The sequence below is a fragment of the Roseobacter denitrificans OCh 114 genome, from assembly GCF_000014045.1.
Lineage (GTDB): Bacteria > Pseudomonadota > Alphaproteobacteria > Rhodobacterales > Rhodobacteraceae > Roseobacter > Roseobacter denitrificans.
In genome coordinates this window covers 288,544-301,623 of record NC_008209.1, presented here as the reverse complement: position 1 = coordinate 301,623, position 13,080 = coordinate 288,544, and the positions used below count along the sequence as shown (strand labels likewise).

15 protein-coding genes are annotated in these 13,080 nt (G+C 59.1%); 10 read left to right on the top strand and 5 right to left on the bottom strand.

Annotated features, from left to right (window positions below):
• The first annotated feature begins 21 nt into the window (after positions 1–21).
• The 6 genes from RD1_RS01455 to RD1_RS01430 all read left to right on the top strand — a co-directional run bounded on the left by RD1_RS01455 (position 22) and on the right by RD1_RS01430 (position 5,013).
• A complete protein-coding gene (locus RD1_RS01455; protein WP_011566658.1) occupies positions 22–672 on the top strand; it encodes a carbonic anhydrase in 651 nt (216 codons plus the stop codon).
• 81 nt (positions 673–753) lie between these two features.
• On the top strand, positions 754–1,731 hold the full coding sequence (locus RD1_RS01450; protein WP_011566657.1) for a sodium-dependent bicarbonate transport family permease: 978 nt from the start codon (positions 754–756) through the stop codon (positions 1,729–1,731).
• 4 nt (positions 1,732–1,735) lie between these two features.
• The gene (locus RD1_RS01445; RefSeq protein ID WP_011566656.1) at positions 1,736–2,047 is read left to right on the top strand and encodes a P-II family nitrogen regulator; all 312 of its coding nucleotides are present in this window, start codon (positions 1,736–1,738) and stop codon (positions 2,045–2,047) included.
• A gap of 36 nt (positions 2,048–2,083) precedes the next feature.
• The gene (locus RD1_RS01440) at positions 2,084–2,494 is read left to right on the top strand and encodes a hypothetical protein (RefSeq protein WP_011566655.1); all 411 of its coding nucleotides are present in this window, start codon (positions 2,084–2,086) and stop codon (positions 2,492–2,494) included.
• A 126-nt stretch (positions 2,495–2,620) separates the two neighbouring features.
• Positions 2,621–4,462: a glycerophosphodiester phosphodiesterase gene (locus tag RD1_RS01435; RefSeq protein ID WP_044032875.1), complete on the top strand. Its 1,842-nt coding sequence runs from the start codon at positions 2,621–2,623 to the stop codon at positions 4,460–4,462.
• Positions 4,459–5,013 carry a hypothetical protein gene (locus tag RD1_RS01430; protein ID WP_011566653.1) on the top strand — a complete coding sequence of 185 codons (555 nt, stop codon included), beginning with the start codon at positions 4,459–4,461 and terminating at the stop codon, positions 5,011–5,013. Before RD1_RS01435 ends, RD1_RS01430 begins: the two co-directional genes overlap by 4 nt.
• Positions 5,014–5,087: 74 nt before the next feature.
• Here the strand turns inward: RD1_RS01430 and RD1_RS01425 are convergent, their stop codons facing one another.
• A complete protein-coding gene (locus RD1_RS01425; protein ID WP_011566652.1) occupies positions 5,088–6,110 on the bottom strand; it encodes an aspartate-semialdehyde dehydrogenase in 1,023 nt (340 codons plus the stop codon).
• A gap of 152 nt (positions 6,111–6,262) precedes the next feature.
• Between RD1_RS01425 and RD1_RS01420 the strand changes: the two genes are divergently transcribed.
• Positions 6,263–7,414 (top strand): DUF3095 domain-containing protein, encoded by a 1,152-nt coding sequence (locus RD1_RS01420; protein ID WP_011566651.1) that lies wholly within the window; start codon positions 6,263–6,265, stop codon positions 7,412–7,414.
• On the opposite strand, the gene RD1_RS01415 is transcribed toward RD1_RS01420, so the two are convergent.
• The 3 genes from RD1_RS01415 to RD1_RS01405 all read right to left on the bottom strand — a co-directional run bounded on the left by RD1_RS01415 (position 7,411) and on the right by RD1_RS01405 (position 9,223).
• Positions 7,411–8,181, bottom strand: a complete 771-nt coding sequence (locus RD1_RS01415; RefSeq protein WP_011566650.1) for an HpcH/HpaI aldolase family protein — start codon at positions 8,179–8,181, stop codon at positions 7,411–7,413. The two genes, RD1_RS01420 and RD1_RS01415, sit on opposite strands and share 4 nt — an antisense overlap.
• A 78-nt stretch (positions 8,182–8,259) precedes the next feature.
• The gene (locus RD1_RS01410) at positions 8,260–8,934 is read right to left on the bottom strand and encodes a winged helix-turn-helix domain-containing protein (protein WP_044032874.1); all 675 of its coding nucleotides are present in this window, start codon (positions 8,932–8,934) and stop codon (positions 8,260–8,262) included.
• 1 nt (position 8,935) lies between these two features.
• On the bottom strand, positions 8,936–9,223 hold the full coding sequence (locus tag RD1_RS01405; RefSeq protein ID WP_044032873.1) for a hypothetical protein: 288 nt from the start codon (positions 9,221–9,223) through the stop codon (positions 8,936–8,938).
• A gap of 173 nt (positions 9,224–9,396) precedes the next feature.
• On the opposite strand from RD1_RS01405, the gene RD1_RS01400 reads away from it, so the two are divergent.
• From RD1_RS01400 to RD1_RS01390, 3 genes are all read left to right on the top strand, one after another.
• Positions 9,397–9,882 (top strand): hypothetical protein, encoded by a 486-nt coding sequence (locus RD1_RS01400; protein WP_011566647.1) that lies wholly within the window; start codon positions 9,397–9,399, stop codon positions 9,880–9,882.
• Between the two features lie 198 nt (positions 9,883–10,080).
• The gene (locus RD1_RS01395; RefSeq protein WP_044032872.1) at positions 10,081–10,710 is read left to right on the top strand and encodes a ribonuclease HII; all 630 of its coding nucleotides are present in this window, start codon (positions 10,081–10,083) and stop codon (positions 10,708–10,710) included.
• 86 nt (positions 10,711–10,796) lie between these two features.
• Positions 10,797–11,897 carry a site-specific DNA-methyltransferase gene (locus RD1_RS01390; protein WP_044032871.1) on the top strand — a complete coding sequence of 367 codons (1,101 nt, stop codon included), beginning with the start codon at positions 10,797–10,799 and terminating at the stop codon, positions 11,895–11,897.
• A 113-nt stretch (positions 11,898–12,010) separates the two neighbouring features.
• Here the strand turns inward: RD1_RS01390 and mutY are convergent, their stop codons facing one another.
• A complete protein-coding gene (gene mutY, locus RD1_RS01385; protein ID WP_011566644.1) occupies positions 12,011–13,078 on the bottom strand; it encodes an A/G-specific adenine glycosylase in 1,068 nt (355 codons plus the stop codon).
• Positions 13,079–13,080: the final 2 nt, after the last annotated feature.

Below are 13,080 nucleotides of genomic sequence, written 5' to 3'. Positions count from 1 at the left end.
ACGTGTGAAAGTCGTAAGAATATGGATCAGGCCAAACCGCTTCCAGGCTATCTGGTACAGCGCTATCATGGTTGGAAGGCCACCGGATATCAGGAAAATCAATCATGGTACAAACAACTGGCGCGCGGCGGTCAACACCCCCGTGCGATGGTGATTTCCTGCTGTGACAGTCGGGTACACGTCAGTGCCCTTTTCGGTGCCGATCAGGGGGAGTTGTTCATCCACCGCAATATTGCCAGCCTCGTGCCGCCCTACGAACCGGATGGCGATCCCCATGGGACGTCGGCGGCGGTGGAATATGCTGTCACCATGCTGAATGTGGCGCATGTGATCGTTCTTGGGCATTCAGGCTGTGGTGGGATACAGGGCTGCATCGACATGTGTCAGGGCAATGCCCCCGACCTTGAAGAAAAATCCAGCTTCATCGGGCGCTGGATGGATATTCTCAAGCCAAGCTATCCTCTTGTCGCAGCGGAAAACGACCCTGAAATTCAGGCGCAGGCGCTGGAAAAGCAGTCGGTGCTCGTCAGTTTGCGCAACCTGATGACTTTTCCCTTTATCAACAGCCGTGTGGATGGCGGTTTGCTTACGCTGCATGGGCTTTGGACCGACATCGGCGAGGGGAGCCTTGAGGTGTTCCACTCCAAGGATCAGGCCTTTCATGCGATTTGACAGACCGTGAACACCGATCAGGACCTTGATCGTCCCGGCAAACAGTCCTAAACGCCTCGGGACCAGCAACCGGGGGCGCGCGTGGACCAAATCTTATCACTGGCAGCCAACAACCTGTTGTCTCCGATCATATTGTCATTTGTGCTCGGCGTCGCCGCCTCTTTGGCGCGCTCGGATCTCAGTGTGCCAGAGGCTGCGGCCAAGGCCCTGTCGATCTATCTGCTGTTCGCCATCGGCTTCAAGGGCGGGGTCAGCGTTGCGGCCCACGGGGTCGATGCGAAGCTTGGCCTCACCCTGCTGGTGGGGATCATCCTTTCCGCGGGCCTGCCACTGATTGCTTTTGGGTTGTTGCAGGTGATGACCGGGCTCAGCCGGCTGGATGCCGCTGCGGTTGCGGCGCATTACGGATCGATCTCCATCGTGACCTTTGTAGCCGCCACCTCGGTGCTGCAAAGCAGTGGCATCACGTACGAGGGGTATATGGTGGCGGTTGCCGCAGCCATGGAAGCCCCGGCGATCCTGTCGGCGCTCTGGCTGATCTCGCGCGGGGGGTCAGAACGCCGCATGGACAGTGATCTGTGGCGCGAAATCCTGCTGAACGGGTCCATCGTGCTGCTGGTCGGCGCGTTTTTCATCGGATGGATCACGGGAGAAGAAGGTCTGAGCGAGATCTCAAGCTTTATCGTTGCACCGTTCAAAGGGGTGTTGTGCCTCTTTTTGCTGGATATGGGCCTTGTTGCGGGGCGTGGTCTGCGCAGCCGCAGCGGCGTGCTCAAACCCGGTGTGCTGGCGTTTGGCCTGCTGATGCCTGTGGTCGGAAGCAGCCTTGGCGCGGTCTTTGGCCTGTTGCTCGGGCTGTCGACTGGCGGTGTCGCGCTGTTGATGGTGCTGTCTGCCTCGGCATCCTACATCGCCGTGCCCGCCGCCATGCGCGTCGCCTTGCCAGAGGCCAACCCCTCCATCTACCTGACGCTTTCCCTCGGCGTCACATTCCCCTTTAACCTTACGCTGGGCATCCCGTTGTACGTGGCCGTTGCTTCGGCGCTGACAGGAGCCTGAGAGCGTGAAAACACATCAAGCAAAACGCGTCGAAATCACGATAGAAGCCATCATGCAATCGCGTCTCACAGATGCGCTGAGCGCTGCAAAAGTCACGGGCTACACGGTGCTGCCCGTTCTGGGCGGGTCCGGGCGGTCCGGCGAATGGGTACGTTCCGGTGAGATCGGTCGCGCCAGCGGGATGGTGCAGGTTGTGTGCATCATCCGACCGGAGCGTCTGGATGGGCTGCTCGACGCAGCATTTGGTGTAGTGGACAAGCACATCGGCGTTGTTTCGATAATGGATTGCGACGTCGTGCGCGCGGAGCGTTTTTAACCCTTTTTAAACCAAGTTTAAGCAAGTCTGCCCGCTATGACGAAGCACGCCATTACTCTCCAGCTTTCTGATGATCTGTTCAAAGCCGTCCATGACCTTGCCACCGAGCAACAGGGGACAGTTGCAGAGGTCGTTGAAGATCTTGTGACAGAACATCTGGGGGGGCCGAAAAGCGCTGCCCGTCGATTGCCGCGTGCTGGTGAGAAACTGATTTTTGCCCTGCAAAAGCTGCTGTTTCGTGACATGGCAGAGGCCCGCGACTGGGCTGATCTGGATGACCGGCTGCGCAAGCATGGCTACTTTATGAAGATTACCCTGGGCGGTTTGGCCCTGCATACCGAAACCAGTGGCAAGCGGGTTTGCCACACCCATGACCTCGGTTTTTCCTATGGAACCTTCGTGCGTCGATTCGGGCCGGGCAAGCCCAAGGATCCGCGCGAGTTGTAGATAGGCGCCTGCATCACTGCATATGGCGATGAATCGAGGTACATTCCGAGACAACGCTTGCCTGTCGCGCCTCTTCCTGTTGTGCTGTTTGCAACCTGAGGAATAATAACTGCGTGGGGTGAGACCTTGGTTTGGGATGCTGTCATCAGCTACAGGCAGGCGCTTGCACTGTGGTTTCCGCTGCTGTGTGTTCATATGTTCGTGCGCCTGATCATCGCGGCGGTCTTGGTCCCGTTGATTGCGGCACTGCTTGCGATCACACTGTCTTTTTCCGACCAGTCCGCGCTGACGGATCAGGATATCGCCCGGTTCCTGCTGACGCCGGTCGGGGCGATTGGTGCTGTCTTTATCGCGTCGCTGATCATCGTTGCTGCAACGATTGATATCGCCGTGATGACCGCCGTGCTGCGCTCTGATCAGAGGGGCGCGGGCAAGGCACTGGCGGCTGCTTTCGGGTTCCTGACGAGATCACTCCCGCGACTGGCTGTATTTGCCGGCCATCTGCTTGTGCGCGTGTTGGTCATATCGCTGCCCTTTTTGGCGGTCGCCGGGGCTATCGCACTGTTTCTGATGCGTGATTTTGACATCAATTACTATCTGGCCAACCGTCCCCCTGCCTTTATGGCCGCCATTGCCAGCGGTGGTGTGATCGCTGTCGCGCTGGCTTTGGTGCTGTTGGAGCGCTTGTCCGCATGGGCGGTCGCGCTGCACATGAGCGTCTTTGATCTTGTGCCGACAAGAACCGCCTTTCAGGTGAGCCGTGAAAAGATGCGCGGCCATCGGCTGGACCTTCTGAAGCGACTGCTGTCCTGGCTCGCCCTTCGTGCTGCCGTGGCCTTTGTTCTGGTCGGCACCATCGGGTTTCTACTTGCAGAAATCCCGCCATTTTTCAGCGGGAACCTCGCCCTGTTCTTTACTGTCACGGCGGTTTTGATCGGCATCTGGGTGTTCGTGAATTCTGCCTTGAACGCCATTGCCAATGGGGCCTTGTCCGACATCCTGAACGAGGAATTCGACCGCTGCCTTGAAGCGCGCGTGGCCAGGGGTGATCCCGGACCCGAAACCCATGCGCCCCGGCTTGCGTGGTTGTCTGGCTTGGCGGCGCTTTTCGCGGTGGGCAGCCTGTTTGTCGGGGGCACTGCCTTCAATCAGGTCGGAGGCGCTGAACGGGTGGATGTGATCGGGCACCGCGGTGCTGCGGCGAGCCGCCCGGAAAACACGATGGCGGCCGTGATCAAGGCGATTGAGGACGGGGCCGACTGGGTCGAGATCGACGTGCAGGAGACCGCCGACGGCGAGGTCCTGGTGGTCCATGACAGCGATTTCATGAAAGCGGCAGGTGTTGATCGCAAGGTCTGGGACGTAACCATGGAGGAGGTCGCGCAGATTGATATCGGCACGTGGTTTGATCCCATCTATGCGGATGAACGCCCGCCCCTGCTGCGCGATGTGCTTGAGGTGGTCAAGGGCCGCTCCAAGCTGATCATTGAGTTGAAGTATTACGGTCATGACGTCGATCTGGAAAACCGCGTGATCGCCTTGGTCGAGGCGGCGGGCATGCAGGATCAGATTGCAACGATGTCGCTGAAATACCCCGCCGTGCAGAAAATGCGCAGATTGCGCCCGGACTGGCGCAGCGGTGTTCTGGCGGCGACCGCAGTGGGTGATATGTCCGGCCTTGACGGCGATTTTCTGGCCGTGAGCGCGGGGCGCTTGTCAGCGCGTTTGCTGGCGCAGGCGCAAAGCGTGGGCAAGGATGTTTACGCCTGGACGGTCAACGACGCGGCGTCGATGTCGCGGATGATCTCGCTGGGTGTGGACGGGCTGATCACGGATAAACCCAAGCTGGCGCGCGAGGTCATCGCCTATCACGAAACGCTCAGCACCCCGGAACGTCTGATGCTGCGCCTAGGCGATACGATCGGATTTGCCTTTGACCTCACCCCCGAGACCGGAGCCGAAATGTGAGAACCGCTGTTTTGATCCTGACCCTGATCGTGCCGCAGGTTGTGCAGGCGCAGGACGACAGCGCAATGATCAAGGTGCAGCGCGGGCTTGAGATGCCGGCCCACCGGGCGCTGCAATCGGTGATCTCTGAGTCCGATTTGGCTGTTTTTGAAACGGATGGGTGCAGCGGTGGCATGTCGTGGAGCTGGCGCGTGGTGGCCGATCTCTTTCCCGACTTTGAAGCGGCGCAAGGCGCGCATCCTCCTTGGGAGCAATGCTGCGTTGTCCACGACCGCGCCTACCACAACGCCGCCGGGGCCACGTCCGCAGACCAGAGTTTCGAGGCGCGCCTATCGGCAGATCAGGCGTTGCAGACCTGTGTCGTCGAACAGGGTGAGGCGCAGGTCAAAGACCTCGCCCTGCGCTATGATGTCGACGAAGATAACATCCGGCTCGCTTATGACATGATTGCCACGTCAATGTTCAACGCCGTCCGTTTCGGGGGTGGGCCGTGTTCCGGCCTGCCGTGGCGTTGGGGGTTTGGATATCCGGGGTGCATTCCGGGGCTTTGATCCGGTGTGCTGGGCCGCCGTTGGCAAAAAAGCCGCCGGTGTGACCCGACGGTTTTCCAAATGCCTTGGGTCAATCAGCCCTTTTTCAGGACCCGAGTGCCCAGCAGTTCCGCGATCTGCACCGCGTTGAGCGCCGCGCCCTTGCGCAGGTTGTCGGACACGCACCACAGGTTCAGACCGTTATCAATCGTTGAATCCTGACGGATACGGCTGATGAATGTCGCAAAATCACCGACGCACTCGACGGGCGTCACATAGCCGCCGTCCTCGCGTTTATCGATCACCATGACGCCCGGTGCTTCGCGCAGGATTTCGCGGGCCTCGTCCTCGTCAAGGTGCTCTTCGAACTCGATATTGATCGCTTCGCAGTGGCCCACGAACACGGGCACGCGCACGCAGGTTGCGGTGACCTTGATCTTGGTGTCGATGATCTTCTTGGTTTCAACGACCATTTTCCACTCTTCCTTGGTGGTGCCGTCTTCCATGAACACATCAATATGCGGGATCACGTTGAATGCGATCTGCTTGGTGAATTTCTTCGGCGGCTTGTCATCGGTCGGATTGTAGATGGATTTGGTCTGGTCCCAAAGTTCATCCGCGCCTTCCTTGCCCGCGCCTGAAACCGACTGATAGGTCGAGACAACAACGCGTTTTATGGTCGCGCGGTCATGCAGTGGCTTCAGAGCCACCACCATTTGCGCAGTCGAACAGTTCGGGTTGGCGATGATGTTCTTGTTGGCATAGTCCATGATCGCATCGGCGTTCACCTCGGGCACGATCAACGGCACATCCGCATCGTACCGGTAAAGCGACGAGTTATCAATCACGACACAGCCGGCTTTGGCCGCCTTGGGTGCAAATTCCTTTGTCGCATCCGAACCGATTGCGAAAAGCGCCATGTCCCAGCCCGTGAAATCGAATGTCGCAAGATCCTTCGTCTTGAGCGTTTTGTCGCCAAAACTGACTTCGGTGCCCAGGGATTTGCGTGATGCAAGCACGGTAATGTCATCCACCGGAAAGTGGCGTTCAGCAAGAATGTTCAGCATTTCGCGGCCCACATTGCCTGTGGCACCCGCAACAACGACGCGGTAACCCATCTAAATACTCCAATGTGTTTGATGTGATGGTGCGCGCGTCTTATACCGGTCAGCCTCTTGAGGAAAGGGCCGTCATGCCTGTGCGGGCTGCGGCATAGAGTGCGCGTGCGCTTTTGTGATAGGTGGATCATGACGCAACAGGGTGCAAGGTCATGAAATCTTTCCATCAGCCAGACGATTTTTACGACTCCGTGCCGCGTGAAACGAGCTTTGACCACCTGACGGACCTTGGCCGATACACGCCGTTGCCGGATGATTGGCAGATCGGCGTTGCCGACATCGTGAATTCCACCGGAGAAGTCGCCGCCGGGCGATACAAGACGGTCAATATGGTCGGGGCGGCGGTGATCTCGGCTGTCATGAACGGGTTGAATGGGCGTCCATTCCCCTTTGTCTTTGGCGGGGATGGGGCGGGATTTGCCGTTGGACCGGATGCCGAGCCGGCGGCGCGAGAAGCGCTTGCCGCGATTTCGGTCTGGGCGCGGGCGGAATTTGCTATCGGCATGCGGGTGGCTTTGGTGCCGGTGGCTGATGCGCGCGCGGCGGGTCACGATGTAAAGGTCGCCCGGTTTCAGGCCTCACCGGGGGCGGATTATGCGATGTTTTCCGGCGGCGGGCTGCTCTGGGCGGAAACGGAAATGAAAAGGCGGCGCTATGTCGTTGCCCCTGCCGCTGAGGGGACGATACCGGATTTGACCGGCCTGTCGTGCCGGTGGGCGCATATGAAGGCGCGCAACGGCACAATCCTGTCTCTCGTGGTTGCCCCGATACCCGACGCGGACGCCGCAGATGTGGCGCAGGTCTATAAGCGGGTCATTGACGTGGCAGGGCAGTTGGATCGGGGCGGTCATCCCGCACCTCAGGTCGGTATGGTCTCACGCTGGCCACCGGCGGGTGCCACACTCGAAGCGCATGCCGCGCGCGGGTCGGGATCGCTGGGTGCCGCACGGCGCAAGGCGCTGTTGGAATCACTGCTCGCTTGGGTGTTGATCCGTACCGGTTTGAAAATCGGGGGCTTTGATGCACGACGTTATGCGCGGGTTGTTGCGGATAACGCTGATTTCAGAAAACTGGATGATGGTTTGAAAACGACGCTGGACTGTGACGCTGAAACCCAGTCGCGCCTGACGGCGGTGCTGGCGCAGGGGGCAGATCAGGGGATCGTTCGTTTTGGCATGGCCACCCAGGAGGAGGCCATGATGACCTGCATCGTTCCGTCGATTCTTACCGACGACCATCTGCATTTCATTGATGGGGCAGCGGGGGGATATACGCAGGCGGCCGCGCAGATGAAGACGCGTTAACCCTGTTTCCACTTGGCGGCGATGGATTTCCCGGTGTTCAAAAGCATCGCGATGTCCATGGCCACGGCAACAAACCGGGCACCGGCATCCAAGGACGCTTGGATCATACCGTCATCCGTGGTCAGGATACCGGCGGCCTTGCCGCTGTCGCTGATCCGCTTGATGGTTTTCAGGATTGTCGCCTGTATGTCCGGGTGCATGGTCTGCCCGAGGTATCCGAGGCTTGCAGACAGATCCGCCGGGCCAATGAACACACCGTCAACGCCATCGACCGCAAGGATCGCGTCAAGGTTATAAAGGCCAGTTTTATTCTCAACCTGCACCAGCAGGCACGTCTGTGCATCCGCGGTCGGACCGTAGTTGTCGATCTGGCCAAAGCCTGACGCACGCCCCACCGCATAGCCCACGCCACGCCTGCCCTCCGGCGGGTATCGGCAGGCGCGCACGAGTTCCTGCGCCTGCTCGGCGGTTTCCACCATGGGCACGAGAATCGTCTGGGCCCCAAGGTCCAGCATTTGCTTGATGATCCACGTCTCGCCCACCGGCACGCGGATGATCGGGTGGCTGTCACTGCTTTTCAGCGCGATCATCTGGTCGCGGATCGAACGCACGTCATTGGGCGAATGCTCGCCATCAATCAGCAGCCAGTCAAAGCCCGCATTGCCCAATATCTCTGCGGTATAGCTCTCTGCGATGCTCATCCAGCAGCCAAAAAGCGTCTCCCCTTCGGACAGGGATTTTTTGAACGTGTTCAGTGGCGCGGGCATGTCTGGTTTCCTCTTTGGGGTCTCTGCGCGGTCAGTTTTGGACGCTCACGCCGTGAAACACCAGTGCAGTGCGCGGTTTCAGATGACTTTGATGACGTCCTTGTCGATGGCGAGCATATAGCCACGCCGCGCGATGTTCTTGACCAACAGCTCTGATACGATCTGGTTGCCAAGCGTGTCGCGCAAGCGTTTGATCCGTGTGGCGCCTGCGGCCTCTTCGCAATCGACCGCCTTGCGCCCTGAAATCATACCTTCGATCTCTGAACCGGACAGAACATCGTCATCCATACGCGCCTCCGCAAGGACCGACATCGTTTCCATCGCGGCGTCGGTCAGTTTGAAGCCCAGATTGTTGAGGTAGACGGTGTTTTCCTCGCGGCTGATCAGCAGCGAATTCACCTGTATGCCGACCCGTTCGATCTGCGCCATGCGTCGGTTGAACCCGACCAGCATCACCAGAAAGACCAGTGCCGCGATCAACATTGCCGTGGCAAAGACCAAAAGCACGAATATCACCACGCGGTAACTCATCAGGGTTTCGGAAAACGCGGTGCCGGATTGTGCGAGTATCTCAAGCAGTTTGATTTCCGCCTGCGTGGTCAGATCGTCATTTTCCACAAACAGCTTTTCAACCCGCGCATTGAATGCATTCGCATCCGGCAAGGCCCAGAACAGCATGGCGACCCCAACCGCAAGAATGGCGAGGATTCCCGCAATGCCATACCCAACGATCCGCCCACCCGAGCGGCGCATGTCAGTAGCGGAGGTAGTTTGGTCCTGCACTCTCTTTCCTTTCCGCCAGCCCGCTTTGGTCGAAGACCGATATTACGTTCAGCAGCGTCCACCCCTTTGGCGCAAGCCGGGCAGTCAGTTCCGCGCGGGCCGCTTTTTTGGAACATTCAGAAACCTGCGCAACCCCGTAATGCAGTCGCAGCGGATCGTCCTGTTTCGCCTTGTAATCGGCGTAGCATCCGGCGGCCATGCCGGGCTGCGCCAGACTGAAGGTGACAAGGGCCGCTGCGATGAAAACAGAATATCTCATGGCATGAACCTGCGCAGGATCACCGTGACATTCAATAACAAAAGGGGTTTGGGGCCTGTGATATCGGATAACCATCGCGCGATATTGTCTGTCGGCACGGGTCCGTCCCAGTTTGTTGTCAGAACGGCAGCACCCAAAGGCTGCCCCATGCACAACAGATAAGGACCTGCCCCATGACACGTAGATTCATTGCCACAGTGGTAAGCGCGGCGATCGCCGTTGCGGTGATCGGAAACACACCAGCGCGTGCGGATGAAGCGCTGGCCCGCGCACTGGCGGCTGTCGTTGGAATCGCGGTCGTCGGGGCGGTCATCCAGAACCGGCTGGAGGACGATAGAAAGGACAAGCAGGCAAATCGTGTCACCCACACCCGGTCCGGGGTGCATCACTCAAATGCGCGCTACAGGGACCACGGGATCAAACGCGCAAATCCGCGTCATACAAATCGCAGGCTGCTACCCGGGGATTGTTTGCGCAGTTTCAACACCGGCTACGCACGCTACAGGGTCTTTGGCAAAACCTGTCTTGAGCAAAAATACGGCGCGACACGCCAGTTACCGCAGGCCTGCAAAGTGCAGTTTCGCACGAATAGTAAAAACCGCGTGGGCTATGGCGCCCGCTGTCTGCGCCGCGCGGGATACCAATTGGCCCGCAGCTGAAGCGGGTCAGTCCAAGGCCGTATCGGTCCCTTCACACCGGCCTTGCACCTGAGGGAGGGCGTTCGGGCGTCTTCCCTCCTTTTTAACGAGTTCTGCGCCTCCGCTTGCCGGGGGCGTTTTTTCGCATCCGCCCGGTAAGTGGGACCCAAGCGGCAGACGGGGCCTTGTGCTGTGTGCCGAGACGTTGGAAAAAAGCCCATGGAACCGAATTTTGAGATGGAAGAGGCCGCAATGGCGCTGGGCGCGCGGCGTGTGGCAGGCGTTGATGAAGTCGGGCGCGGCCCGCTCGCGGGGCCTGTCACGGCGGCAGCGGTGGTGCTTGATCCGGCCAATATCCCTGAGGGGTTGAACGATTCCAAACAGTTGAGCGTAAAGCGGCGCAACCTGCTGGGCGACGCACTGGCCAGCAGCGCAGATATCAGTGTTGGCCACGCCAGTGTCGAAGAGATCGAGCAACACAACATCCTGCGCGCCAGTCACATGGCGATGTTGCGCGCGCTTGCCGGCCTCCGGCTGCGACCGGATTTCGTGCTTATCGATGGCGCCATGGTGCCGCAGGGGCTCAACCTGCGCGCACAACCTGTGGTCAAGGGGGACACAAGATGCCTGTCGATTTCCGCAGCCTCTATCATCGCCAAGATCGCCCGCGATAAGATCATGGTGGATTTGGCGCAACAGCATCCGGGCTATGGATGGGAGACGAACATGGGATATGGATCAAAAAGCCACATATCTGCGTTGCGAAATCTTGGGGTAACCCCACACCATAGACGTACCTTCAAGCCGGTACACCATATGTTGTATCAAGACAAAAACGTAAAGCCTTGATTCAATAAAGAATTTGACCGCGAATCGACTTTGACTCATCTTGTTCCCAACGAACGAGTGCAAAATGCACCGGGACCAGAGGCAGAATGAAGATGACAAAGACCAAGGGCGCTGCGGCGCTTCCTTTGAACACGATTATTGATGGTGACTGCATCGAGGTGATGAACGGTCTGCCGGAGGCATCCGTCGACCTGATCTTTGCGGACCCGCCCTATAACCTGCAACTCAAGGGCGATCTGCACCGGCCCGACAACAGCCGCGTGGATGCGGTGGATGATGAATGGGATCAGTTTTCCAGCTTCAAGGCCTATGACAATTTCACCAAGGCTTGGCTGAAGGCCGCGCGCCGTATCCTTAAACCTGATGGGGCAATCTGGGTCATCGGCAGCTACCACAACATCTTTCGCGTGGGTGCCGAACTGCAAAACCAAGGCTATTGGATTCTGAACGACGTGGTCTGGCGCAAATCCAACCCGATGCCGAATTTCCGCGGCAAGCGGTTCACCAATGCCCATGAAACGATGATCTGGGCGGGTCGTGACGAGAGCAGTAAATACACATTTAATTATGAGGCGCTCAAGGCGCTGAACGAGGGTATTCAGATGCGCTCTGACTGGGTGCTGCCAATATGTACCGGTCATGAGCGTTTGAAGGACGAGAATGGCGACAAGGCCCATCCGACACAAAAGCCGGAGAGCCTGCTGCATCGGGTACTGGTGGGGGCCACGAACCCCGGCGACGTCATTCTCGATCCTTTCTTTGGCACCGGAACGACCGGGGCAGTGGCCAAGATGCTGGGCCGTGATTTCATCGGCATCGAACGCGAAGCGGCCTATCGCAAGGTTGCCGAAAAACGCATCGCCAAGGTGCGCAAGTTTGACCGCGAAGCCTTGCAGGTCAGCGTATCCAAACGTGCAGAGCCGCGCGTGCCCTTCGGGCAGTTGGTCGAACGCGGCATGCTGCGCCCGGGCGAAGCGCTTTATTCCCCCCGTGGCCAGGTTGCAAAGGTGCGTGCTGACGGCACATTGATCGGGAATGATGTCAAAGGATCGATCCATCAGGTCGGAGCGCATCTCGAAGGCGCACCCAGCTGCAACGGTTGGACCTATTGGACGTTCAAACAGGACGGCAAGAAAATCCCGATTGACGTTTTGCGCCAGCAAATCCGCTCGGAAATGAGCGGCTAGACATCCAATTCTTTGAACACCGCCGGTGCCTGTGGCCTTTTTGAACAAGGCTGCCTGTGATGGGCACCCCCCTTGACCCCGCCCTTGTTGGCGGGGTTTTTTTGTCCAACGGATCACCTTGCGAGGTCAAAGGCCTTGCGCATGACCGTGGGCAGGTCGGTGGGTTTGAATTCTGCAGCGTCGCGAAAACCCCCCGTTTCGGGTTCGGTCCCAATGGCCACCTGCGCGCGAAACACATGCAGGATCAGGTGAAAATGCGTGAACGTGTGACGCACTTCGCCGTCGATCAACTGCCACTCGGCCGCGCAAGGCGGTGGGGCCTCGGGCAGGGGGTGGCTGACATCGATCCAGTCAGACCCGGGCCAGCCCAGCATGCCACCGAGCAAACCCTTGTCGGGCCGCGTCTCCAAAAGCCACGCGCCATCCGCCCGTTGGGCCAGAAAGACCGTGCCATGACGGGTTGGCTTGGCCTTTTTCGGTGTCTTTTTCGGCAGATCAGCGGCGGTCCCCTCTGCACGCGCTGCGCAAGGGTCACGCCATGGGCAGATGCCGCAGGCGGGTGATTTGGGTGTGCAGATCGTCGCGCCCAGATCCATGACCGCCTGCGCATAATCGCCGGGGCGATCCACGGGTGTCAGCGCGTCCGCCTTTTCCATCAGGATCGGTTTGGACGCGGGTAAGGGAACATGAATGTCATGCAGACGCGCCATCACGCGTTCGACGTTTCCATCAAGAACCGTATGCCTGAGATCAAAGGCAATCGAAGCGATCGCCGCTGCGGTATAGGGTCCGATGCCGGGTAGTTTCAGCAATTCGGCATGATCGGCGGGAAAGGTGCCGCCATAGTCCTGATCGACAGTGCGCGCGCATTTCAGCAGGTTGCGGGCGCGCGCGTAATATCCAAGACCTGCCCATTCCGCCATGACGTCGGCGTCCTGGGCTGCCGCCAGGTCGCGCACCGTCGGCCAGCGCGCGGTGAACCTCTCGAAATAACTTTTGACCGTGGCGACCGTGGTCTGTTGCAGCATCACCTCGGACAGCCAGATCCTGTAGGGATCAGGCGTCTGCCCTGCGCGGCGCGCTTGCGGTGGCACGCGCCACGGCATATCGCGCGCATGCACGTCATACCATGCGAGGATCGCATCGCTCAGAACCTGTGGATCATCGGGATTTTCACGCAATG

What these genes read in the sequence shown, in the direction of transcription:
- RD1_RS01455 (WP_011566658.1), top strand. Translation starts at nt 22, where the DNA reads ATGGATCAGGCCAAACCGCTTCCAGGCTATCTGGTACAGCGCTATCAT.
- RD1_RS01440 (WP_011566655.1), top strand. Translation starts at nt 2,084, where the DNA reads ATGACGAAGCACGCCATTACTCTCCAGCTTTCTGATGATCTGTTCAAA.
- RD1_RS01425 (WP_011566652.1), bottom strand. Translation starts at nt 6,110, where the DNA reads ATGGGTTACCGCGTCGTTGTTGCGGGTGCCACAGGCAATGTGGGCCGC.
- RD1_RS01420 (WP_011566651.1), top strand. Translation starts at nt 6,263, where the DNA reads ATGAAATCTTTCCATCAGCCAGACGATTTTTACGACTCCGTGCCGCGT.
- RD1_RS01415 (WP_011566650.1), bottom strand. Translation starts at nt 8,181, where the DNA reads ATGCCCGCGCCACTGAACACGTTCAAAAAATCCCTGTCCGAAGGGGAG.
- RD1_RS01410 (WP_044032874.1), bottom strand. Translation starts at nt 8,934, where the DNA reads ATGCGCCGCTCGGGTGGGCGGATCGTTGGGTATGGCATTGCGGGAATC.
- RD1_RS01405 (WP_044032873.1), bottom strand. Translation starts at nt 9,223, where the DNA reads ATGAGATATTCTGTTTTCATCGCAGCGGCCCTTGTCACCTTCAGTCTG.
- RD1_RS01400 (WP_011566647.1), top strand. Translation starts at nt 9,397, where the DNA reads ATGACACGTAGATTCATTGCCACAGTGGTAAGCGCGGCGATCGCCGTT.
- RD1_RS01395 (WP_044032872.1), top strand. Translation starts at nt 10,081, where the DNA reads ATGGAACCGAATTTTGAGATGGAAGAGGCCGCAATGGCGCTGGGCGCG.
- RD1_RS01390 (WP_044032871.1), top strand. Translation starts at nt 10,797, where the DNA reads ATGAAGATGACAAAGACCAAGGGCGCTGCGGCGCTTCCTTTGAACACG.